Below are 21956 nucleotides of genomic sequence, written 5' to 3'. Positions count from 1 at the left end.
AGTTAAATAGTATGGTGGCTGCCATGACGCAATTATCGTTAAACGACCCCGCTCTTTCAGAACAAGGCAATGAGGATTGGCTGCGCTTCGTCGCGCTGCTGCAGAATTCGTTTGCGCAAGAACTTCATCAACCGCTGTTGCAGCTGATGTTGACGCCGGACGAGCGCACTGCGCTGGGCACCCGGGTGCGGATCATTCAGGAATTGATGCGCGGCGAGATGAGCCAGCGCGAGCTGAAAAATGAACTGGGCGCGGGGATCGCCACCATCACCCGCGGTTCTAACAGCCTGAAAGCGGCTTCACCCGCGCTGAAACAGTGGCTTGAGCAGCAGTTGCTGCACGACGCGCCCTAGCAGACTCAGCGTTATTGCTGATAGATGGCGTTGTGGAACGGCACCAGCGCCAGCAGCAGCGCCTGGTGGTAAACGCTGGTGCGGCTCAGCCGGCCGTCAGTGAAGACGCCGATGGCGCCGCCCTGACGTTTCACCTCGGCGTTGCCGGTGATCGCCGCCATTTCGCTGCCCAATTCGCGACCGGCGCGAATACCTTGTAAGATGACTTCCGGCAGCATCAGGCTCGCCGAGCGGGATTCGCCACGGATGTGCGGGTTCTCGATGGTCATCCAGGCGAAGGTCATATTCTCTTCAATCCCGGCTTCCACGCCGACCCAAAAATCGGCCTCGGGCCTGACCTGGCGCGCTTCCATGACGCGTTGACGCGAACCGGTGCGGGTTTCGTGGTTGCCTATCGGCTGCAGCGAGACGCCGCTGGCGACGTCAACGGATTCAATGCGGTATTGGCCCGCGCCAAAGACGTCATCGAAGGCGAGTTGAATAGCCTTGATCTTTGCCGGGTTGGTAGTTGCAGCGACAACATGGTACATAACGGGTTTGATATCCTTCTGGCCGATACGCCGGGCAGCGGCAAAAGCGCCGCCGGGCCGGGGATAAACGCAAATTTCACGCAGTATAACGGAAAACAAAAATGTTACAGGTATACCTCGTTCGCCATGGCGAAACGGAATGGAACGCGGCTCGCCGCATCCAGGGTCAGTCCGACAGCCCGTTAACCGCCATGGGTGAACACCAGGCCCGTCTGGTCGCCAGGCGGGTCAGCAAAGAAGGCATTACGCACATCATTACCAGCGATCTGGGGCGCACGCGCCGCACCGCGCAAATCATCGCCGAAGCCTGTGGCTGCGAAGTGATTGGCGATCCGCGTTTGCGTGAGCTGCACATGGGGGTTCTGGAAGAACGCCTGATCGACAGTTTGACGCCGCAGGAAGAGCAGTGGCGCAAACAGATGGTCGATGGTACTCCTGACGGCCGTATCCCTCAAGGCGAATCCATGGAGGAGCTGGGCGAGCGCATGCGCGCCGCGCTGGAGAGCTGCCTGATGCTGCCTGAAGGCAGTAAACCGCTGCTCGTCAGCCATGGCATCGCGTTGGGGTGTTTGATCAGTACGGTGCTTGGGCTACCGGCCTATGCGGAACGCCGCCTGCGCTTGCGCAACTGCTCATTGTCGCGCGTCGATCACCAGCAGAGCCCGTGGCTGGCTTCCGGCTGGATCGTGGAAACGGCGGGCGATGTCACGCACCTGGACATGCCCGCGTTGGACGAACTGCAGCGTTAACGCCGAATCGGGATCAGGTAATCGCACTTGATCTCGATAGGCGCCTGATGCGGACGGCGCTCGCCTTTCGGGTAGAAACGCTCGATGTCGTGCCCTTTGCGGCGCGTCAGCTGGAGCGCCGGCAGGCAGGTGCCATACACCGTCAGGATGAAGTCTTGCAGCCCCTCGGTGGGCCCTTCGTAGCTGAACATCGCAAATTCGCCGCCCGGCAACACCAGTGGCTGGCCTTCCTGTACCTTGTCAGGCACCTGATCCGGCTCCAGCGCCGTGGTATACAGCACTTCCTGTTCGTCGTCCTTCTCCTGGCTTGGGCGCGAGTGGTGCAGCCCGTACAGCACCGGCGGCAGGGTTTCGACGTCACCGAGGAACTGACGCCAGAACTGCGAGCGCAGTTCAGTGCGCACGGTGGTGATCTGTTCCAGCGTACAGGAGTAGCTTTGGGTCAGGCCGACCAGGTGTTTGTCTGGCAGCGAGACGAATTCCGGCTGCGGCAGAGTGAAGGCCCCCAGACGGATCGGCGGACAGATGCCGAACGCATTCCAGTCCTCGGCGCGGCGGTACAGCGCCGGCGTTTGCGCAAACTGTTTTTTGAAGGCGCGGGTGAAGGTCTGCTGCGAGTCGAAACGATATTGCAGGGCGATATCCAAAATCGGCCGGCTGGTCAGACGCAGCGCGACGGCGGCTTTGGACAGTCTCCTTGCCCGGATGTAAGCACCGATGGCATTACCGGTAATATCTTTGAACATCCGTTGCAGATGCCATTTGGAGTAGCCGGCCTTGGCCGCCACGTTATCCAGCGACAAGGGTTGGTCCAAATGGCTTTCCAGCCAGCTAAGCAGATCACGAATGATACCGGCTTGATCCATAGATCTTCCTCGTAAAGCTTGGGGGTAGGAACCCGAACTGTTGATTCGTCACGCTGGTGCTGCGCTATCAGACCGATCCATGAGCCATTATGCGTTGCACTCTTTGCCTCTGCTGCGCATGCCGCGCCAGAGTTGGATTGGGGTACACCGTAGTGGGCGCAAAGAAATAACGACGCCGCATCATAGCAACTTTTTTACTCCGCGACTCTCAAAGATTTTTGTCACGCTCTGTGCTAAAACGGACGGTGCGGACCCGTATAAAACCGATTCCGTGAGCTTAGACATAAATAATGGCGATCGCCGAACCTATTTTTGCGGCAAGGTTATATCGGAGTTAAGTAAATGAAAAAAAGCTGGATATTTTTATTCGGTTTGGTTTGCGCAACCGTGGGAAGCGCACAGGCGGAGCAAGTGGGTTCCGTTGATACGGTGTTTAAATTGTTGGGGCCGGACCACAAAATCGTGGTCGAAGCGTTCGACGATCCGGATGTTAAAAATGTAACTTGTTATATCAGCCGCGCCAAAACCGGCGGCATCAAAGGCGGCCTGGGGCTGGCGGAAGACACCGCCGACGCGGCCATTTCCTGCCAGCAGGTCGGGCCTATAGAGCTGAGCGACAAGATCAAAAACGGCAAGGCGGAAGGCGATGTGGTGTTCCAGAAACGCACTTCGCTGGTGTTCAAGAAGCTGCAGGTGGTGCGCTTCTACGACGCCAAGCGCAATTCACTGATCTACCTGAGCTATTCCGACAAGGTGATCGATGGCTCGCCGAAAAATGCGCTGAGCGCGGTGCCGATCATGCCGTGGGCTGAGACGAAATAAAAAAACGGGGTTCAGCATGCTGAACCCCGTTTTCATGACGGCAGGCGGGAGTTACTCTTCCAGCTCGCCGCAGAAGCGGTAGCCTTCGCCGTGAATGGTGGCGATGATTTCCGGCGTGTCCGGCGTCGATTCGAAGTGCTTGCGAATGCGACGGATGGTGACGTCCACGGTGCGGTCATGTGGCTTCAGTTCGCGACCGGTCATCTTCTTCAGCAGTTCGCCACGGGATTGGATCTTGCCCGGGTTTTCGCAGAAGTGCAGCATGGCGCGGAATTCGCTGCGCGGCAGTTTGTACTGTTCGCCGGCCGGGCTGATCAGCGAGCGGCTGTTGATGTCCAGTTCCCACCCGTTGAACTTGTAGCTCTCGACCAGGCGGCGCTCTTCGCCCAGGCTGCCCAGATTCATGGTGCGCGACAGCAGGTTACGTGCGCGGATAGTCAGCTCACGCGGGTTGAACGGCTTGGTGATGTAATCGTCGGCGCCGATTTCCAGGCCGAGGATCTTATCCACTTCGTTATCGCGGCCGGTCAGGAACATCAAGGCGACGCTGGCCTGTTCACGCAGTTCGCGCGCCAACAGCAGGCCGTTTTTGCCTGGCAGGTTGATGTCCATGATGACCAGATTGATATCATTTTCAGACAGGATATTGTGCATCTCTGCACCATCATTGGCTTCATGAACAATGTAGCCTTCCGCCTCGAAAATGCTCTTCAGGGTGTTACGAGTGACTAACTCGTCTTCGACAATCAGAATGTGCGGGGTCTGCATATTTGCTACCTAAAATTGCCAACAAAATAGAAAATAGGAAGTACAGAAGTCTCTGTTTTCTTAGAGGAGGGCAGAGATAGCGCCACGTTCCCTCTCAGCAAATGACTAAAGTACGTAAACTCGTTCTTGATGCACTTTCCATCTCATGTCAACAAGATCGCTAGCCTGGTGGGGATGCTGTTCCCTACAACCCCTGGGGTGCCAAATCGGCGCATATCCTAACCCCATTAACAGCAATATAACAGCGCGTGCCGAATTCATCACCCAACAAAACTACGCTTTGTTGACATATATCAAATTCAATTGTAGCACGTTAACAGATTTGTGAAAAACACTTACAGAAATGCCAGTTTAAGTCACAGAACCTCAAATTCTGTGAACGATTCAGCATTATCGGGCCCGATAGGATACAATTATTCGCTTATTGATCATCGTCTTGTTTTAACTCATTGATAAATAAATACAGTAAAACATAAGCATGAATAATGACTATTACGGCGGATTTATTAGCTCAACGAGCCGTTTAATCTTGTTTGTTGCTATTAACGCGTTTATTGTTACGCAATTGTAAATATAAGCGGGCGCTGCGATACCGTCAAAAGCGCTGGCCCGCCTTCGGTGGAAGAGTGATGCAGCTTCATATTGTTTTAGTGGCTCCGGCGCGGCCGGAAAACGTCGGCGCGGCGGCGCGCGCGATGAAAACCATGGGCTTCGCTTCGTTGCGCATCGTCGACAGCGAGGCGCACCTGCAGCCGGCTGCACGCTGGGTGGCACACGGGGCCGGCGAGATCCTCGACGGCGTGCAAACGTTCGCCACGTTGGAACAGGCGCTGGCGGATGTAGACTTCACGGTCGCCACCACCGCCCGCAGCCGCGCGCGTTTTCACTACTACTGCACGCCGCCTGAGCTGCTGGAACAGCTGAGTGAGCGTAAGCAGTGGGTCGGCCAGGCCGCGCTGGTGTTCGGCCGCGAAGATTCCGGCCTGACCAACGAAGAGCTGGCGCTGGCGGATTTGCTGACCGGCGTGCCGATGCAGGCGGACTACCCGTCGCTTAACCTGGGCCAGGCGGTGATGGTGTACTGCTACCAGTTGGCGAGCCTGATGGGCGTCAGCACGCCGCAGGAAAAGGTGGCGTCGGAAGGGCAACTCAAAGCGCTGCGCCACCGCGCCGATGCCTTGTTGAACGCTTTGGATGTCGGCGATGACCAAAAATTGCGCGATTGGCTGCATCAGCGCCTCGGGGCGTTGCAACAGCGAGACACGGCGATGTTGCATACGCTGCTGCACGACATCGAAAAAAAACTCGCCAAGTGATAGCGGCTCCATCAGACGGTTACCCAGCGTGATCCACTAGTAAATCGGCTTTAAGTTGTTTTTTTGTTCTGTCGTTTTGCTTTTCACCTCCGATATCGCGCAATGTCGCCGCTGAACGGAAAATAAGCAAAAAAAAGAAATAGTTTGACTTGGGATAGCGATTGCTTTAACCAATAGAGGGGACAGAGTATTTCATGAGACAGACAGACAACATGCGCAACATCAGCCTGAAAACCACAATTATTACCACCACCGATACCACAGGTAACGGGGCGGGCTGACGCGCACAGGAAACACAGAAAAAAGCCCGCACCTAATCAGTGCGGGCTTTTTTTTCGGCTTAAATTCGGAGAGATGACACATGCGAGTGCTGAAATTTGGCGGAACCTCGGTAGCGAATGCGGAACGTTTTCTGCGCGTCGCCGACATCATGGAGAGTAACGCGCGTCAGGGACAGGTAGCCACGGTCTTGTCCGCCCCCGCAAAGATCACCAACCATCTGGTGGCGATGATCGACAAGACGGTGGCGGGTCAGGACATTCTGCCGAATATCAGCGACGCCGAGCGGATCTTTGCCGATCTGCTGAGCGGCCTGGCGCAGGCGCTGCCGGGCTTTGAATACGATCGCCTGAAAGGCGTGGTCGATCAGGAGTTCGCGCAACTCAAGCAGGTGCTGCACGGCGTCTCGCTGTTGGGGCAGTGCCCGGACAGCGTGAACGCGGCGATCATCTGCCGCGGCGAAAAACTCTCCATCGCCATCATGGAAGGGGTGTTCCGCGCCAAGGGCTATCCGGTCACGGTGATCAACCCGGTGGAGAAGCTGCTGGCGCAGGGCCACTACCTGGAGTCTACCGTGGACATCGCCGAGTCCACGCTGCGCATCGCCGCAGCGGCGATCCCGGCCGACCACATCGTGCTGATGGCCGGTTTCACCGCCGGTAACGACAAGGGCGAGCTGGTGGTGTTGGGCCGCAACGGCTCCGACTATTCCGCCGCGGTGCTGGCCGCCTGCCTGCGCGCCGACTGTTGCGAAATCTGGACCGACGTCGACGGCGTGTATACCTGCGATCCGCGCACCGTACCGGACGCCAGGCTGCTGAAATCGATGTCGTACCAGGAGGCGATGGAGCTCTCCTACTTCGGCGCCAAAGTGCTGCATCCTCGCACCATCACGCCGATTGCCCAGTTCCAAATCCCTTGCCTGATTAAAAACACCTCTAACCCGCAAGCCCCCGGCACGCTGATCGGTAAAGACAGCACCGATGACGCGATGCCGGTCAAAGGCATCACCAACCTGAACAACATGGCGATGATCAACGTCTCCGGCCCGGGCATGAAAGGCATGGTCGGCATGGCCGCACGGGTGTTCGCCGTGATGTCGCGCGCCGGCATTTCGGTGGTGCTGATCACCCAATCCTCTTCCGAATACAGCATCAGCTTCTGCGTGCCGCAGGGTGAATTGCAGCGCGCCCGCCGGGCGCTGGAAGAGGAGTTCTATCTGGAGTTGAAAGACGGCGTGCTGGATCCGCTGGACGTCATGGAACGCCTGGCGATCATCTCGGTGGTCGGTGACGGCATGCGCACCCTGCGTGGCATCTCCGCGCGCTTCTTCTCCGCGCTGGCGCGCGCCAACATCAATATCGTCGCTATCGCCCAGGGCTCTTCCGAGCGTTCAATTTCGGTGGTGGTCAGCAATGATTCCGCCACCACCGGCGTGCGCGTCAGCCATCAGATGCTGTTCAACACCGATCAGGTGATCGAAGTGTTCGTCATCGGCGTCGGCGGCGTCGGCGGGGCGCTGATCGAGCAAGTCTACCGCCAGCAGCCGTGGCTGAAGCAAAAACATATCGATCTGCGGGTGTGCGGCATCGCCAACTCGCGCGTGATGCTGACCAACGTGCACGGCATCGCGCTGGACAGCTGGCGCGACGAGCTGGCCGGCGCGCAGGAGCCGTTCAATCTCGGCCGCCTGATCCGGCTGGTGAAGGAGTATCACCTGCTGAACCCGGTGATCGTCGACTGTACCTCCAGCCAGGCGGTGGCCGATCAATACGTGGACTTCCTGGCGGACGGTTTCCACGTGGTGACGCCGAACAAAAAGGCCAACACCTCGTCGATGAACTATTATCAGCAACTGCGCGCGGCCGCTGCCGGTTCGCACCGCAAGTTCCTCTATGACACCAACGTCGGCGCCGGTCTGCCGGTGATTGAGAACCTGCAAAACCTGCTGAACGCCGGCGATGAGCTGGTGCGCTTCTCCGGCATTCTGTCCGGGTCGCTGTCCTTTATCTTCGGCAAGCTGGACGAAGGGATGTCGCTGTCGGCCGCGACCCTGCAGGCCAGGGCCAACGGCTACACCGAACCGGATCCGCGCGACGACCTGTCCGGTATGGACGTGGCGCGCAAGCTGCTGATCCTGGCGCGCGAGGCCGGTTACAAACTGGAACTGAGCGATATCGAGGTTGAGGCGGTGCTGCCGCCGTCCTTCGACGCGTCGGGCGATGTGGATCAGTTCCTGGCGCGGCTGCCGGAGCTGGATAAAGAGTTCGCGCGCAACGTGGCCAACGCCGCCGAGCAAGGCAAGGTGCTGCGCTATGTCGGCCTGATCGACGAAGGGCGCTGCAAGGTGTGCATCGAGGCGGTGGACGGCAACGATCCGTTGTATAAAGTGAAGAACGGCGAGAACGCGCTGGCCTTCTACAGCCGCTATTATCAGCCGCTGCCGCTGGTGCTGCGCGGCTACGGCGCCGGTAACGATGTGACCGCAGCGGGCGTGTTTGCCGATCTGCTGCGCACACTGTCATGGAAGTTGGGAGTTTAATATGGTTAAGGTGTATGCACCGGCCTCGATCGGTAACGTCAGCGTCGGTTTCGACGTGCTGGGCGCGGCGGTTTCGCCGATCGACGGCACGCTGCTGGGCGACTGCGTCAGCGTCGAAGCCGCCGAAACGTTCAGTTTGCAGAATGCCGGGCGCTTCGTCAGCAAGCTGCCGGCCGAGCCGAAAGAGAACATCGTTTATCAATGCTGGGAGCGTTTCTGCCAGGAGATCGGCCGCGAAGTGCCGGTGGCGATGCGGTTGGAAAAGAACATGCCGATCGGATCGGGGCTGGGGTCCAGCGCCTGTTCGGTGGTGGCTGGGCTGATGGCGATGAACGAATTCTGCGATCGGCCGCTGGATAAAATGACGCTGCTCGGCCTGATGGGCGAGCTGGAAGGGCGCATTTCCGGCAGCGTGCATTACGACAACGTGGCGCCATGCTATTTGGGCGGCCTGCAGCTGATGCTGGAAGAAGAAGGCATCATCAGCCAGGAGGTGCCGTGCTTCGACGATTGGCTGTGGGTCATGGCCTATCCCGGCATCAAGGTGTCCACCGCCGAAGCGCGCGCCATTTTACCCGCGCAATACCGTCGTCAGGATTGCATCAGCCACGGCCGCTACCTGGCCGGCTTTATTCACGCCTGCCATACCCGGCAGCCGCAGCTGGCCGCCAAATTGATGCAGGACGTGATCGCTGAACCGTACCGCACCCGGCTGTTGCCGGGCTTTGCCGAAGCGCGCAAGGCGGCGCAGGACATCGGCGCGCTGGCCTGCGGCATCTCCGGCTCCGGCCCGACGCTGTTCGCCGTCTGCAACGACGGCGCTACCGCGCAGCGCATGGCCGCCTGGCTGCAACAACACTATCTGCAAAACGACGAAGGTTTTGTTCATATTTGCCGTCTGGATACCGCAGGCGCTCGACTACTGGGATAACGCATGAAACTGTACAACCTTAAGGATCACAACGAGCAGGTCAGCTTCGCGCAGGCGATCAAACAAGGCCTGGGTAAGCAGCAGGGGCTGTTCTTCCCGCTGGAGTTGCCGGCGTTCGAACTGACCGAGATCGACCAGCTGCTGGAGCAGGATTTTGTCACCCGCAGCAGCCGCATTCTGTCGGCCTTTATCGGCGAAGAGGTGCCGGAAGCTGCGCTGAAGAAACGCGTACAGGCCGCCTTTGAGTTCCCGGCGCCGGTGGCGAAAGTGACGGAAGACGTCTCCTGCCTGGAGCTGTTCCACGGCCCGACGCTGGCGTTCAAAGACTTCGGCGGCCGCTTTATGGCGCAGATGCTGGCGGAAGTGGCCGGCGATCAGCCGGTGACCATTTTGACCGCCACCTCCGGCGACACCGGCGCCGCCGTGGCGCACGCCTTCTACGGCCTGAAAAACGTCCGGGTGGTGATCCTCTACCCGCAGGGCAAAATCAGCCCGTTGCAGGAGAAACTGTTCTGTACCTTGGGCGGCAACATTCACACCGTGGCGATCGACGGCGACTTCGATGCCTGTCAGGCGCTGGTGAAGCAGGCGTTCGACGATCAGGAGTTGAAAGATGCGCTGCACCTGAACTCGGCCAACTCGATCAACATCAGCCGCTTGCTGGCGCAGATCTGTTACTACTTCGAAGCGGTGGCGCAGCTGCCGCAGGAAGCGCGCAATCAGCTGGTCATTTCGGTGCCGAGCGGCAACTTCGGCGATCTGACCGCCGGGCTGCTGGCCAAGTCGCTGGGTCTGCCGGTGAAGCGCTTCATCGCCGCCACCAACGCCAACGACACCGTGCCGCGCTTCCTGACCAGCGGCCATTGGCAGCCGCACGCCACGGTCGCGACGCTGTCCAACGCCATGGACGTCAGCCAGCCAAACAACTGGCCGCGCGTGGAAGAGCTGTTCCGTCGTAAGGTCTGGCAGCTGAAAGAGCTGGGTCACGCGGCGGTCAGCGATGAGACCACCAGGGAAACGATGCGTGAACTGGCCGAGCTGGGCTATATCTCAGAACCGCACGCGGCCATTGCCTATCGCGCGCTGCGCGATCAGCTGCAGGACGGAGAGTTTGGCCTGTTCCTCGGTACCGCGCATCCGGCCAAGTTTAAAGAGAGCGTAGAAGCGATCCTCGGCCAGGAACTGCCGTTGCCGAAAGCGCTGGCGCTGCGGGCCGATCTGCCGCTGCTGTCGCACACGCTCCCGGCCGGCTTCGGCGAGCTGCGCAAGTTCCTGATGGGACTGCCGGCCTGAAGTTCAGCAGGCTAGAATGCGAAAAGCCGTCTTGCGACGGCTTTTTTTATGCCTGCTCCGGGCGTTTGAACACCAGTTCATTACCCTGCGAGGCGGCTTCGTCGAAGGCGTAGCCTTCCAGGTTGAAGTCCACCAGCTGTTCGCTGCGCGTCAGGCGATTTTTGATGATAAAGCGGCTCATCAACCCGCGCGCTTTCTTGGCGTAGAAGCTGATGACCTTGTACTTGCCGTTCTTCTCGTCTAGGAACACCGGTTTGATCAGCGCGCCGTGCAGTTTGGCCGGCTTCACCGCCTTGAAATACTCGTCGGACGCCAGATTGACCACCACGTCGTCGCCCTGCTGCTCCAGCGCTTCGTTGAGCTTCTGGGTGATTTTATCGCCCCAGAAGCTGTACAGGTCTTTGCCTTTCGGGTTTTCCAGCTTGATGCCCATCTCCAGCCGGTACGGCATCATCAGATCGAGCGGGCGCAGCACGCCATACAGGCCGGACAGCATGCGCAGATGCTGCTGGGCGAAGTCGAAATCGGCTTCGTTGAAATCCTGCGCCTGCAGGCCGGTGTAAACGTCTCCCTTGAACGCCAGCAGCGCCTGACGGGCATTGTCCGGGGTAAATTTCGGCTGCCACTCGCTAAAGCGCGCGGCGTTCAGCCCGGCCAGCTTGTCGCTGATGCTCATCAGGCTGGCGATTTGCGCCGGCGTCAGCTCGCGGCAAATGTTGATCAGCTGTTTCGACTTGTCCAGCAGTTCGGGCTGCGTGAAGCGTTCTGTCGCCAGCGGGCTTTCGTAATCGAGAGTTTTTGCAGGGGAAATAATAACGAGCATGGCCAGATCCTGTTTATCCAAGTGCGGATACTGTAGCAAAAAGCGCGGGAAAAAGGGGCAATCGGTCCAATAGGCCGGGGCGCGTATCGCAGGCGCCCCGGAAAACTCAGCGCGGCGGCTTTTGGTCGTCCCACACGCCCGGCTCCAGCTGCGACTTCAGCTCCGGATAACGGGTGGCGTCGAAGGTTGGCAGCTTGCCCAGGCGGCGTTGGCGATGGTAGTCGTCGGCCAGTTTCAGCGCCACCCGCGACAGCAGCAGGATCGCCGTCAGGTTGGTGATCGCCATCAGGGCCATGGAGGTATCTGCCATTTTCCACACCAGCGGCAGCTCCGCCAGCGCGCCGAACATCACCATGCCCAGCGCCACGCAGCGGAAAATCAGCAGGCCGCCCGGGTGGTTGTGCTCGAGGAACACCAGGTTGCTCTCGGCATAGGCATAGTTGGCGATGATCGAGGTGAAGGCGAAGAAGAAGATGGCGATGGCGACGAACGGTGCCCCCCAACTGCCGACGGCGGTTGACAGCGCGCGCTGGGTCAGATCGATGCCGCTGATGCTGTCGGTCGGCTGATCGAGTATGCCGGAAGAGAGGATGATCGCCGCGGTGGCGCTGCAGATGACGATGGTATCGATAAACACCCCGAGCATTTGCACATAGCCTTGCGAAGCCGGATGCGGCGGATAAGGCGAGGCGGACGCCGCCGCGTTGGGCGCCGAGCCCATGCCGGCTTCGTTGGAGAACAGGCCACGCTGCACGCCCTGAGTCATCGCCTGGGAAATACCGTAACCGACGGCGCCGGCCGCGGCTTCCTGCAGGCCGAAGGCGCTTTTGAAGATCAGCGCCAGGATCGCCGGCATGTGTTCGATGTTATGGCCAATCACCCAGAGAGCCAACAGCAGGTAGGCGCCAGCCATCAGCGGCACCACCAGTTCGGCCACTTTGGCGATGGAACGGATGCCGCCGAAGATCACCACGCCGCTCAGCAACACCAGGCCGATGCCGACGTGCAGCGGCTGCAAATGGAAGGCGACGGCGGAGGCCTGGGCGATGGAGTTGGCCTGTACGGCGTTGAACACCAGACCGAACGCGATGATCAGGAAGATGGAGAACAGCACGCCCATCCAGCGCATGCCGAGACCTTTTTCCATGTAATAGGCCGGGCCACCGCGGTAGTTGCCGTTATCGTCTTTGGTTTTGTAGAGCTGAGCCAGCGAGCTTTCCACAAAGGAGGTGGCCATGCCGATAAACGCCACCACCCACATCCAGAAGATGGCGCCGGGGCCGCCGGCGGTCAGGGCAATGGCGACGCCGGTCAGGTTACCGGTGCCGACGCGCGCCGCCAGCGTGGTACAGAGCGCCTGAAAAGAGGAGATGCCGGCGCTGTCGCTTTTATTGCTGTTTTTCAACACCGAGAACATGTGGCTGAAGTGGCGAAGCTGGATAAAGCGGGTACGCAACGTGAAGTAGATGCCGGTGCCGAGCAACAGATAAATCAGCACTGACCCCCACAAAATGTTGTTTATAAAATTCATCAGGTCCGTCAAGGGATCCCTCCTCTTATCGAAATGTCATGCGCACCTGGCAGCATCCACCGCAGGTGAAAAACATTGGCCTATTTTTTACAAGAGCTTAGCTGGAATCGGTCCGGCGTCAGTCGATTAAGATTTTTCGCAGATTAGCGGACGAATTGCATCAATTTTTTCGAATTTAACATAATTTATTCGGGCGATAGCACGTTATTGCCTTTCCATCCGCTCGGTTATGGCGAAAGATATCGGCGTAAACGGTTGCTCGCCCAAGGATAAAACAGATGCTTGCGCGCCGCGGTTTTCCAGCCTTGCGCCGGGCTTGGCGCATGTTATTATCAGGGCAGGGCATGGTTGAACAATGCCAAAAGTTCATGCACAAACGATGAGATAATGCCAACATGACCGACAAATTAACTTCCCTGCGCCAGCTGACTACAGTGGTTGCAGATACGGGTGATATCGCGGCAATGAAGCTGTATCAACCGCAGGACGCCACAACCAACCCTTCGCTGATCCTCAATGCAGCCCAAATTCCTGAATACCGCAAACTGATTGACGAAGCCATCGCCTGGGCGCGCGGCCAGAGCAGCGATCGCGAGCAGCAGATCGCCGACGCCGCCGACAAGCTGGCAGTCAACATCGGTCTGGAGATCCTCAAACTGGTTCCGGGCCGCATCTCCACCGAGGTTGACGCGCGTCTGTCTTACGACACCGTTGCCAGCGTGGCCAAGGCCAAGCGCCTGATCAAGCTGTACAACGAAGCCGGCATCAGCAACGATCGCATTCTGATCAAACTGGCCTCGACCTGGCAGGGCATCCGCGCGGCGGAGCAGCTGGAGAAAGAAGGCATCAACTGTAACCTGACGCTGCTGTTCTCCTTCGCTCAGGCTCGCGCCTGTGCCGAAGCCGGCGTTTACCTGATCTCGCCGTTCGTTGGCCGTATCCTCGACTGGTACAAAGCCAACGGCGACAAGAAAGAGTTCGCCCCGCACGAAGATCCGGGCGTGATCTCCGTGACCGAAATTTACCAGTACTACAAACAGCACGGTTACAACACCGTGGTGATGGGCGCCAGCTTCCGTAACGTCGGCGAAATCATCGAACTGGCCGGCTGCGACCGCCTGACCATCGCGCCTGCGCTGCTGAAAGAGCTGGCGGAGAGCGAAGGCGCGCTGGAGCGCAAACTGTCTTACACCGGTGAAGTGAAGGCGCGTCCTGCCGCACTGACCGAACCTGAGTTCTACTGGCAGCACAACCAGGATCCGATGGCGGTTGAGAAACTGACCGACGGCATCCGCAAGTTCGCCGTAGACCAGGGTAAACTGGAAAAAATGATCGCCGACCTGCTGTAATTCCTGCAGATCGCGCAGTAAAAAGGTGGCTCAGGCCACCTTTTTTTATGCCCGACGCTCCCGCCGGCGGGGGAAGCCCTTATACTCTCGGCAATGACAACAGAACGGGAGACGAACCCGTTCGGACCCCATCAGGCTGTAGAGGTTACGCATGGATATTTTACGTATTGGTTTGGTTTCCGTTTCTGACCGCGCTTCCGGCGGCGTTTACCAGGATAAAGGCATTCCGGCGCTGGAGGAGTGGCTGGCCGGCGCGCTGGCGACGCCGTTCAAGCTGGAAACCCGGCTGATCCCCGATGAGCAGACGCAAATTGAACAAACGCTGTGTGAGCTGGTGGACGAAATGGGCTGCCATCTGGTGCTGACCACCGGCGGCACCGGGCCGGCGCGTCGCGACGTCACCCCCGACGCCACGCTGGCGATCGCCGATCGCGTGATGCCCGGCTTCGGCGAGCAAATGCGTCAGATCAGCCTACACTATGTGCCAACGGCAATTCTTTCTCGCCAGGTGGGAGCGATCCGCAAGCAGGCGCTGATCATCAACTTGCCCGGCCAACCGAAGTCGATCAAAGAAACGCTGGAAGGGGTAAAGGATGAGCAGGGCAATGCGGTGGTGCACGGCATCTTCGCCAGCGTGCCTTATTGCATTCAACTGCTCGACGGGCCTTACGTCGAAACGCACGCCGCGGTGGTAGCAGCATTTCGGCCAAAGAGCGCGCGTCGCGAGATAAACCTCTAAATTTCAGCGTTCTGCGAGATCGGCTTCAGCCCGCCTGGTGTGAAAATAATTTGCCGTTATAGTAAGGATTCTTTTACAGAAAGCCTGTGGCTTTTATTTTTACAGCCTTTACCGACGGTGCCCTATGCCTCACGACACTAATCGCCGGCTGAACCGGCAAGACTACAAAACGCTGACGTTGGCCGCGTTGGGCGGCGCGCTGGAGTTTTACGACTTCATCATCTTCGTGTTCTTCGCCGCCGTGGTCGGCGATCTGTTCTTCCCGGCGGACATGCCGGAGTGGCTGCGGCTGGTGCAAACCTTCGGCATCTTCGCCGCCGGCTATCTTGCCCGCCCGCTGGGCGGCATCGTGATGGCGCACTTCGGCGATCTGGTCGGCCGCAAAAAGATGTTTACCCTGAGCATTCTGCTGATGGCGTTGCCGACGCTGGCGATGGGTCTGCTGCCGACCTACGCCAGCATCGGCATCGCCGCGCCGCTGCTGCTGCTGTTGATGCGCGTGCTGCAAGGCGCGGCGATCGGCGGTGAGGTGCCGGGCGCCTGGGTCTTCGTCGCCGAACACGTGCCGCGCCGGCGCATCGGCTTCGCCTGCGGCACGCTGACCGCCGGGTTGACGGTAGGCATCTTGCTGGGTTCGGTGGTGGCGACGGTGATCAATACCACGCTTAGCCCGCAGAGCATCGCCGGCGGCGGCTGGCGTATTCCTTTCCTGTTGGGTGGCATGTTCGGCTTGGTGGCGATGTACCTGCGCCGCTGGCTGCAGGAAACGCCAATCTTTATCGAGATGCAGGCGCGTAAAGCGCTGGCCGAAGAGCTGCCGCTGAAATCGGTGGTGCTCAATCACAAACGGGAAGTGGTGGTGTCGATGCTGCTGACCTGGCTGCTCTCTGCGGGTATCGTGGTGGTGATCCTGATGACCCCAACCTATCTGCAAAAACAGTTCGCCATTGCGCCGGCTTTGACGCTGCAGGCCAACAGTATCGCCACCATCATGCTGATCGCCGGCTGCATTGTCGCCGGTTTGTCGGCCGATCGCTTCGGCGCCAGCAAAACGCTGGTGGTCGGCAGTGTGCTGCTGGCCGGCTGCAGCTGGCTGTTCTATCAAACGGTGGGCGTGCGCCCGGAAATGTTGTTCGCCTGCTATGCGCTGGTGGGCTTCAGCGTAGGCGTGGTGGGGGCCGTGCCGTATGTGATGGTGCGGGCCTTCCCGGCGGAAGTGCGGTTTACCGGCATCTCGTTCTCATATAACGTCTCGTACGCTATTTTTGGCGGTTTAACCCCTATTTTTGTGACGCTGATCATGAAATTGACCCCGTTAGCGCCCGCTTACTATGTGCTGGCGCTGTCGCTCATCGGGCTGCTGCTCGGCGTCTACCTGCATCGCGACCTGAACAGCGAAGCCGGCGAGCGGCGAGCCGGTTCCTACAGCTAAAAAAAAGCCCTGCACTGCAGGGCTTTTTCGTCAGGGAAGGGCGATTACGCCGTGACCGGCGAGGCCGCGACGCGGGCCGGAGCCGGCTCGCCAATTGGCAGCACGGTGCGGCCGTATTGCTCGTTGAGCACTTCGGCCATCGCCAGGTAAATGGCGCTGGCACCGCAGATGATACCCTCATAACCGGCGAAGGTCAGCAGTGCGTGGTTGCCGGTGATGTTGCCGACGGCCAGCAAGGCGAACAGCAGCGTGAGGCTGGCGAACACGAACTGCAGCACGCGGTTGGCGCCCAGGGTGCCGAAGAACATGAACAGGGTGAAGACGCCCCACAGCGCCAGGTAGATGCCCAGCACGTGCGCCTCGGTGGCTTCAGCCAGGCCCAGACGCGGCAGCAGCAGCAGGCCGACCAGGCTCAGCCAGAAGCTGCCGTAGGCGGTGAACGCCGTCATGCCGAAGGTGTTGCCCTTCTTGTACTCCAGCAGACCGGCCAAGATCTGGGCCAGGCCACCGAAGAAAATCCCCATGCTGATGATGGCGGAGTTCAGTGGGAAAAAGCCCGCGTTGTGCAGGTTCAGCAAGACGGTGGTCATCCCGAAGCCCATCAGGCCGAGAGGGCCGGGATTCGCCAACTTGTTGGTGTGCATAAGTCCTCTGCGATAACAGAAAATTAACGGAAACAGCGAAGTAAAATCATAAATGGTCTGAATGGCCAAAAAATCGAAGTTTTCCACCAGAGCGCGCGCATCATAATGATCCCCGCAGCCGGAAACAATGATCTGAATGACGATAAAAAAAGAAATTTTTTTCGCCTTGCCCCTTGATGCCGGACGGGATGGCCCCATCTTATTTGCAACCGCAGCTGCTAACCGCGGGTCGCACTGAGATATCGGGCAGTTGAAAAGCAAAAAATCGCCCGCATATAGGTTAGCAACCTGACTGATTATGAATTTTTTAGTGGAGACGTTTAGATGGGCAAAATTATTGGTATCGACCTGGGTACTACCAACTCTTGCGTAGCAATTATGGATGGTGCCAAGGCACGCGTGCTGGAAAACGCCGAGGGCGACCGCACCACTCCTTCTATTATCGCATATACCCAGGACGGTGAAACTCTGGTTGGCCAGCCGGCTAAGCGTCAGGCAGTGACCAACCCTGAAAACACCCTGTTCGCCATCAAGCGCCTGATCGGTCGCCGCTTCCAGGATGAAGAAGCGCAGCGCGACAAAGCGATCATGCCGTACAAAATCGTCGAAGCCGACAACGGCGACGCCTGGCTGGAAGTGAAAGGCCAGAAAATGGCTCCGCCGCAGATCTCTGCGGAAGTGCTGAAAAAAATGAAGAAAACGGCGGAAGATTACCTGGGCGAACCGGTAACTGAAGCGGTTATCACCGTACCGGCTTACTTCAACGACGCCCAGCGTCAGGCGACCAAAGACGCCGGCCGCATCGCGGGTCTGGAAGTCAAACGCATCATCAACGAACCGACCGCTGCGGCCCTGGCCTACGGCCTGGACAAAGAAGTCGGCAACCGCACCATCGCGGTTTATGACCTGGGCGGCGGTACTTTCGATATCTCTATCATCGAAATCGACGACGTTGACGGCGAAAAAACCTTTGAAGTGCTGGCGACCAACGGTGACACCCACCTGGGTGGCGAAGACTTCGACAGCCGTCTGATCAACTACCTGGTGGAAGAGTTCAAGAAAGATCAGGGTATCGATCTGCGCAACGATCCGCTGGCGATGCAGCGCCTGAAAGAAGCCGCTGAGAAAGCGAAGATTGAACTGTCTTCCGCTCAGCAGACCGACGTTAACCTGCCGTACATCACTGCAGACGCGACCGGTCCAAAACACATGAACATCAAAGTGACTCGCGCCAAACTCGAGTCTCTGGTTGAAGATCTGGTTGCGCGTTCTATCGAACCGCTGAAAGTGGCGCTGAAAGACGCAGGCCTGTCGGTTTCCGACATCCAGGACGTGATCCTGGTGGGCGGCCAGACCCGTATGCCAATGGTGCAGAAGAAAGTCGCAGACTTCTTCGGCAAAGAACCGCGTAAAGACGTGAACCCGGACGAAGCGGTTGCCGTAGGCGCTGCGGTACAGGGCGGCGTGTTGGCCGGTGATGTGAAGGACGTTCTGCTGCTGGACGTGACCCCGCTGTCGCTGGGTATCGAAACCATGGGCAGCGTGATGACGCCGCTGATCACCAAAAACACCACGATCCCGACCAAGCACAGCCAGGTGTTCTCTACTGCGGAAGACAACCAGTCTGCAGTAACCATCCACGTGCTGCAGGGTGAGCGTAAGCGCGCCAGCGATAACAAATCTCTGGGCCAGTTCAACCTGGACGGCATCCAGGCGGCACCGCGCGGCATGGCGCAGATCGAAGTGACCTTCGATATCGATGCTGACGGCATCCTGCACGTGTCTGCCAAAGACAAGAACACCGGTCGTGAGCAGAAGATCACCATCAAGGCATCTTCTGGCCTGAACGAAGACGAAATCCAGAAAATGGTGCGCGATGCCGAGCTGAACGCTGAAGCTGACCGCAAGTTCGAAGAGCTGGTACAGACGCGTAACCAGGCGGATCACCTGATCCACGGTACTCGCAAGCAGCTGGAAGAAGCGGGTGACAAACTGCCGGCGGAAGATAAAACGGCGATCGAAGCGGCGCTGAAAGATCTGGAAGCAGCGGTGAAAGGCGAAGATAAAGCCGAGATCGAAGCGAAGACTCAGGCGCTGGTGCAGGTTTCCGGCAAGCTGCTGGAAATGGCTCAGGCGCAGCAGGCTCAGCAGGGTGCTGACGCCGGCGCGGACAACGCGGCGCAGAAAGACGACGACGTGGTTGACGCTGAGTTCGAAGAAGTTAAAGACAAAAAATAATCGCCCTTAAGCGGGCACGGGGCGGCCGAGATGCCGCTACCGGAAACCAGCACGGGCGTCGAGGCAACTCTGCGCCCGTGCACGCATGTTAAGGGTAAGCGAAAGAATGGCGAAGAAAGACTATTACGAGATTCTCGGCGTCAGCAAGACGGCGGATGAACGTGAGATCAAAAAGGCGTATAAACGCCTGGCGATGAAATACCATCCTGACCGTAACCAGGAACAAGACGCCGAAACCAAGTTTAAAGAAGTTAAAGAAGCTTACGAAGTCCTGACCGACGACCAGAAACGCGCGGCCTACGACCAGTATGGCCACGCGGCCTTTGAACAGGGCGGCATGGGCGGCGGCGGCTTTGGCGGCGGTGCCGACTTCAGCGATATCTTTGGCGACGTGTTTGGCGATATCTTCGGCGGAGGCCGCCGTCAGCGCGCCAGCCGCGGTTCCGATCTGCGCTATAACATGGAGCTGACCCTCGAGGAAGCGGTACGTGGCGTCACCAAAGAGATCCGCATCCCGACGCTGGAAGAGTGCGACGTCTGCCACGGCAGCGGCGCCAAGCCGGGCAGTTCACCGGTCACCTGCCCAACCTGTCACGGTCAAGGCCAGGTGCAAATGCGTCAGGGCTTCTTCACCGTGCAGCAGGCGTGTCCACACTGCCATGGCCGCGGCCAGATCATCAAAGATCCGTGCAACAAGTGCCACGGCCACGGCCGGGTTGAGAAATCCAAAACGCTGTCGGTGAAAATTCCGGCCGGCGTCGATACTGGCGACCGCATCCGCCTGGCGGGTGAAGGCGAAGCCGGCGAGCACGGCGCACCGGCGGGCGATCTGTACGTTCAGGTGCAGGTGAAGGCGCACCCGATCTTCGAGCGTGAAGGCAACAACCTGTACTGTGAAGTGCCGATCAACTTTGCTATGGCGGCGCTGGGCGGCGAGATTGAAGTGCCGACGCTGGATGGCCGGGTGAAACTGAAGGTGCCTTCGGAGACCCAAACCGGCAAGCTGTTCCGCATGCGCGGCAAGGGTGTGAAATCGGTGCGTGGCGGCAGCCAGGGCGACCTGCTGTGCCGCGTAGTGGTGGAAACACCGGTCAATCTGAACGACAAGCAGAAGCAGCTGCTGCGTGAGCTGGAAGAGAGCCTGGGCGGCCCGTCCGGTGACAAGAACAGCCCGCGCTCGAAGAGCTTCTTCGACGGGGTGAAAAAGTTCTTTGACGACCTGACTCGTTAACCTGCTGTTTATTATAGGTTATATTAGAACCCCGGGCGTCTGCTGCGGGGTTTTTATTTGCATGCTGCACCCCTAATTCCCTATCAATAATGTGACTTATTCGTGCTTTTAATCGGTTTTTTCGAGTTATTTAGCATTTATAAACTTATTTTTTCGAACTAAAACGCCCTCTATACTCACTTCATGACTGTGGTTCGCAGGGCGCTACGTCCTGCACAGATTTGGAGAGACGTACTGTGACCAACATCATTCGTCAATTTTTACGTCAGGAAGCCGCGGGCGGCATCATTCTGATCGCGGCGGCGATCGTCGCCCTGATCATGGCCAACAGCCCGGCGCAGGGGATCTATCAGGCATTCCTTAACCTGCCGGTGATGGTGAAAATTGCTTCGCTGGAGATCGCCAAGCCGCTGCTGCTGTGGATCAACGACGGCCTGATGGCCATCTTCTTCCTGGTGGTGGGGCTCGAGGTCAAGCGCGAGCTGATGCAAGGCTCGCTGTCCGGGCGTGACAAGGCGGTATTTCCGGCGATCGCCGCACTGGGCGGCATGCTGGCGCCGGCGCTGATTTACCTGCTTTTCAACGGCGCGGATGAAGTCACTCGCCAGGGTTGGGCGATCCCGGCCGCGACCGATATCGCCTTCGCGCTGGGCGTAATGGCGCTGCTGGGCAACCGCGTGCCGACTAGCCTGAAAGTATTCCTGCTGGCGTTGGCGATCATCGATGACCTGGGCGTGATTATCATCATCGCGCTGTTCTACACCCACGAAGTGTCGATGGTGGCGCTGGGCGTGGCAGCGGCGGCGACGGTGCTGCTGGCGGTGATGAACTGGCGTGGCGTGGGAAAAACCTCGCTGTATATGATGGTTGGCCTGGTGTTGTGGGTGGCGATCCTCAAGTCCGGGGTGCACGCGACGTTGGCCGGGGTGATCGTCGGCTTTATGATCCCGCTGAACGTCAAGAAGGGGCCATCGCCATCGGAAACGCTGGAGCATGAGCTGCACCCGTGGGTCGCGTTTATGATCCTGCCGCTGTTCGCTTTCGCTAACGCCGGGGTCTCTTTGCAGGGCGTATCGCTGGAAGGATTGACGTCGCTGCTGCCGGTCGGGATTGCGGCTGGCTTGTTTATCGGTAAGCCGCTGGGGATTTTCCTCTTCAGCCTGCTGGCGGTAAAAATGGGCATCGCCCGTTTGCCTGAAGGCATCGGCTTCAAACAGGTATTTGCCGTTTCGGTGCTTTGCGGTATTGGTTTCACCATGTCGATTTTTATCGCCTCGCTGGCGTTCGGCGAGGCGGATATGGCGCTCAGCACCTATTCCCGTCTGGGGATCCTGTTGGGCTCGACGGCTGCGGCGGTAGTAGGGTATGGATTGCTGCGTCTGGCGTTGCCGCGCGTACGTTAATCCTGAATGTGCCCGGTAAGGGCACATAATAAAATGGCTGGTCGGAGCTGTACGGTATAAAATATGTGCAGCTTCGGCCGTTCTTCGTTGGGACTAATGGGGCTATACGTTGTCTGA

The 21956-nt window shown here is 58.8% G+C and carries 20 protein-coding genes and 1 other annotated feature; of the genes, 14 read left to right on the top strand and 6 right to left on the bottom strand.

Features of this window, described 5'->3' with window-relative positions; genetic code table 11:
- The first annotated feature begins 23 nt into the window (after positions 1–23).
- The gene (gene trpR / locus QMZ29_RS00935; protein WP_016929152.1) at positions 24–353 is read left to right on the top strand and encodes a trp operon repressor; all 330 of its coding nucleotides are present in this window, start codon (positions 24–26) and stop codon (positions 351–353) included.
- Positions 354–364: 11 nt separating this feature from the next.
- Here trpR and yjjX read toward each other — a convergent pair whose 3' ends face one another.
- The gene (gene yjjX, locus QMZ29_RS00930; protein WP_004933015.1) at positions 365–883 is read right to left on the bottom strand and encodes an inosine/xanthosine triphosphatase; all 519 of its coding nucleotides are present in this window, start codon (positions 881–883) and stop codon (positions 365–367) included.
- A gap of 101 nt (positions 884–984) precedes the next feature.
- Between yjjX and gpmB the strand changes: the two genes are divergently transcribed.
- Positions 985–1632 (top strand): 2,3-diphosphoglycerate-dependent phosphoglycerate mutase GpmB, encoded by a 648-nt coding sequence (gene gpmB, locus QMZ29_RS00925; RefSeq protein ID WP_025305227.1) that lies wholly within the window; start codon positions 985–987, stop codon positions 1630–1632.
- Here the strand turns inward: gpmB and robA are convergent.
- Positions 1629–2498 (bottom strand): MDR efflux pump AcrAB transcriptional activator RobA, encoded by an 870-nt coding sequence (gene robA / locus QMZ29_RS00920; protein ID WP_033641224.1) that lies wholly within the window; start codon positions 2496–2498, stop codon positions 1629–1631. The genes gpmB and robA overlap by 4 nt on opposite strands.
- A gap of 342 nt (positions 2499–2840) precedes the next feature.
- Between robA and creA the strand changes: the two genes are divergently transcribed.
- Positions 2841–3320 (top strand): protein CreA, encoded by a 480-nt coding sequence (gene creA / locus QMZ29_RS00915; protein WP_004933005.1) that lies wholly within the window; start codon positions 2841–2843, stop codon positions 3318–3320.
- A gap of 51 nt (positions 3321–3371) precedes the next feature.
- Here the strand turns inward: creA and arcA are convergent, their stop codons facing one another.
- Positions 3372–4088 carry a two-component system response regulator ArcA gene (gene arcA / locus QMZ29_RS00910; protein ID WP_025305229.1) on the bottom strand — a complete coding sequence of 239 codons (717 nt, stop codon included), beginning with the start codon at positions 4086–4088 and terminating at the stop codon, positions 3372–3374.
- Between the two features lie 629 nt (positions 4089–4717).
- On the opposite strand from arcA, the gene QMZ29_RS00905 reads away from it, so the two are divergent.
- The 5 genes from QMZ29_RS00905 (at position 4718) to thrC (ending at position 10449) form a co-directional block, all read left to right on the top strand.
- Entirely contained in the window at positions 4718–5404 is a 687-nt protein-coding gene (locus QMZ29_RS00905; protein WP_025305230.1) for a tRNA/rRNA methyltransferase, read from the top strand.
- A 194-nt stretch (positions 5405–5598) separates the two neighbouring features.
- Positions 5599–5685: a thr operon leader peptide gene (thrL, locus tag QMZ29_RS00900; protein ID WP_071525951.1), complete on the top strand. Its 87-nt coding sequence runs from the start codon at positions 5599–5601 to the stop codon at positions 5683–5685.
- Positions 5624–5741 (top strand) — a sequence feature (Thr leader region). (Overlaps the previous gene by 62 nt.)
- Positions 5742–5765: 24 nt before the next feature.
- The gene (gene thrA, locus QMZ29_RS00895; protein ID WP_049205431.1) at positions 5766–8225 is read left to right on the top strand and encodes a bifunctional aspartate kinase/homoserine dehydrogenase I; all 2460 of its coding nucleotides are present in this window, start codon (positions 5766–5768) and stop codon (positions 8223–8225) included.
- 1 nt (position 8226) lies between these two features.
- Positions 8227–9156: a homoserine kinase gene (gene thrB, locus QMZ29_RS00890; protein WP_049205430.1), complete on the top strand. Its 930-nt coding sequence runs from the start codon at positions 8227–8229 to the stop codon at positions 9154–9156.
- 3 nt (positions 9157–9159) lie between these two features.
- Positions 9160–10449: a threonine synthase gene (gene thrC, locus QMZ29_RS00885; protein ID WP_261427438.1), complete on the top strand. Its 1290-nt coding sequence runs from the start codon at positions 9160–9162 to the stop codon at positions 10447–10449.
- A gap of 46 nt (positions 10450–10495) precedes the next feature.
- Here the strand turns inward: thrC and yaaA are convergent, their stop codons facing one another.
- Complete coding sequence (gene yaaA / locus QMZ29_RS00880) at positions 10496–11272, bottom strand: peroxide stress protein YaaA (protein ID WP_197769297.1); 777 nt, start codon at positions 11270–11272, stop codon at positions 10496–10498.
- A 106-nt stretch (positions 11273–11378) separates the two neighbouring features.
- Positions 11379–12815: an alanine/glycine:cation symporter family protein gene (locus tag QMZ29_RS00875; RefSeq protein ID WP_025301518.1), complete on the bottom strand. Its 1437-nt coding sequence runs from the start codon at positions 12813–12815 to the stop codon at positions 11379–11381.
- 383 nt (positions 12816–13198) lie between these two features.
- Between QMZ29_RS00875 and tal the strand changes: the two genes are divergently transcribed.
- From tal to QMZ29_RS00860, 3 genes are all read left to right on the top strand, one after another.
- Positions 13199–14152, top strand: coding sequence for a transaldolase (gene tal / locus QMZ29_RS00870; RefSeq protein WP_004932982.1), 954 nt, complete (start codon positions 13199–13201; stop codon positions 14150–14152).
- Between the two features lie 151 nt (positions 14153–14303).
- Entirely contained in the window at positions 14304–14891 is a 588-nt protein-coding gene (gene mog / locus QMZ29_RS00865; protein ID WP_015376607.1) for a molybdopterin adenylyltransferase, read from the top strand.
- Positions 14892–15015: 124 nt separating this feature from the next.
- Positions 15016–16323 (top strand): MFS transporter, encoded by a 1308-nt coding sequence (locus tag QMZ29_RS00860; RefSeq protein WP_197769298.1) that lies wholly within the window; start codon positions 15016–15018, stop codon positions 16321–16323.
- Between the two features lie 44 nt (positions 16324–16367).
- On the opposite strand, the gene satP is transcribed toward QMZ29_RS00860, so the two are convergent.
- Positions 16368–16967: an acetate uptake transporter gene (gene satP / locus QMZ29_RS00855; RefSeq protein WP_033652984.1), complete on the bottom strand. Its 600-nt coding sequence runs from the start codon at positions 16965–16967 to the stop codon at positions 16368–16370.
- 324 nt (positions 16968–17291) lie between these two features.
- On the opposite strand from satP, the gene dnaK reads away from it, so the two are divergent.
- The 3 genes from dnaK to nhaA all read left to right on the top strand — a co-directional run bounded on the left by dnaK (position 17292) and on the right by nhaA (position 21839).
- Complete coding sequence (dnaK, locus tag QMZ29_RS00850) at positions 17292–19205, top strand: molecular chaperone DnaK (protein WP_004932972.1); 1914 nt, start codon at positions 17292–17294, stop codon at positions 19203–19205.
- Between the two features lie 106 nt (positions 19206–19311).
- On the top strand, positions 19312–20436 hold the full coding sequence (gene dnaJ, locus QMZ29_RS00845) for a molecular chaperone DnaJ (protein WP_004932969.1): 1125 nt from the start codon (positions 19312–19314) through the stop codon (positions 20434–20436).
- A gap of 236 nt (positions 20437–20672) precedes the next feature.
- On the top strand, positions 20673–21839 hold the full coding sequence (gene nhaA / locus QMZ29_RS00840) for a Na+/H+ antiporter NhaA (protein ID WP_025301521.1): 1167 nt from the start codon (positions 20673–20675) through the stop codon (positions 21837–21839).
- Positions 21840–21956: the final 117 nt, after the last annotated feature.

It is taken from the genome of Serratia sp. PF-27 (assembly GCF_030053255.1).
GTDB classification, from domain to species: Bacteria; Pseudomonadota; Gammaproteobacteria; order Enterobacterales; family Enterobacteriaceae; genus Serratia; species Serratia bockelmannii.
This window is presented reverse-complemented; position numbering and strand designations above follow the sequence as displayed.

Excerpts from the sequence above, each read along its gene's own strand:
- dnaK (WP_004932972.1), top strand. The coding sequence starts at position 17,292 with ATGGGCAAAATTATTGGTATCGACCTGGGTACTACCAACTCTTGCGTA.
- trpR (WP_016929152.1), top strand. The coding sequence starts at position 24 with ATGACGCAATTATCGTTAAACGACCCCGCTCTTTCAGAACAAGGCAAT.
- robA (WP_033641224.1), bottom strand. The coding sequence starts at position 2,498 with ATGGATCAAGCCGGTATCATTCGTGATCTGCTTAGCTGGCTGGAAAGC.
- thrA (WP_049205431.1), top strand. The coding sequence starts at position 5,766 with ATGCGAGTGCTGAAATTTGGCGGAACCTCGGTAGCGAATGCGGAACGT.
- mog (WP_015376607.1), top strand. The coding sequence starts at position 14,304 with ATGGATATTTTACGTATTGGTTTGGTTTCCGTTTCTGACCGCGCTTCC.
- yjjX (WP_004933015.1), bottom strand. The coding sequence starts at position 883 with ATGTACCATGTTGTCGCTGCAACTACCAACCCGGCAAAGATCAAGGCT.
- tal (WP_004932982.1), top strand. The coding sequence starts at position 13,199 with ATGACCGACAAATTAACTTCCCTGCGCCAGCTGACTACAGTGGTTGCA.
- gpmB (WP_025305227.1), top strand. The coding sequence starts at position 985 with ATGTTACAGGTATACCTCGTTCGCCATGGCGAAACGGAATGGAACGCG.
- thrC (WP_261427438.1), top strand. The coding sequence starts at position 9,160 with ATGAAACTGTACAACCTTAAGGATCACAACGAGCAGGTCAGCTTCGCG.
- thrL (WP_071525951.1), top strand. The coding sequence starts at position 5,599 with ATGAGACAGACAGACAACATGCGCAACATCAGCCTGAAAACCACAATT.
- creA (WP_004933005.1), top strand. The coding sequence starts at position 2,841 with ATGAAAAAAAGCTGGATATTTTTATTCGGTTTGGTTTGCGCAACCGTG.
- satP (WP_033652984.1), bottom strand. The coding sequence starts at position 16,967 with ATGCACACCAACAAGTTGGCGAATCCCGGCCCTCTCGGCCTGATGGGC.
- arcA (WP_025305229.1), bottom strand. The coding sequence starts at position 4,088 with ATGCAGACCCCGCACATTCTGATTGTCGAAGACGAGTTAGTCACTCGT.
- yaaA (WP_197769297.1), bottom strand. The coding sequence starts at position 11,272 with ATGCTCGTTATTATTTCCCCTGCAAAAACTCTCGATTACGAAAGCCCG.
- dnaJ (WP_004932969.1), top strand. The coding sequence starts at position 19,312 with ATGGCGAAGAAAGACTATTACGAGATTCTCGGCGTCAGCAAGACGGCG.
- QMZ29_RS00905 (WP_025305230.1), top strand. The coding sequence starts at position 4,718 with ATGCAGCTTCATATTGTTTTAGTGGCTCCGGCGCGGCCGGAAAACGTC.
- QMZ29_RS00860 (WP_197769298.1), top strand. The coding sequence starts at position 15,016 with ATGCCTCACGACACTAATCGCCGGCTGAACCGGCAAGACTACAAAACG.
- thrB (WP_049205430.1), top strand. The coding sequence starts at position 8,227 with ATGGTTAAGGTGTATGCACCGGCCTCGATCGGTAACGTCAGCGTCGGT.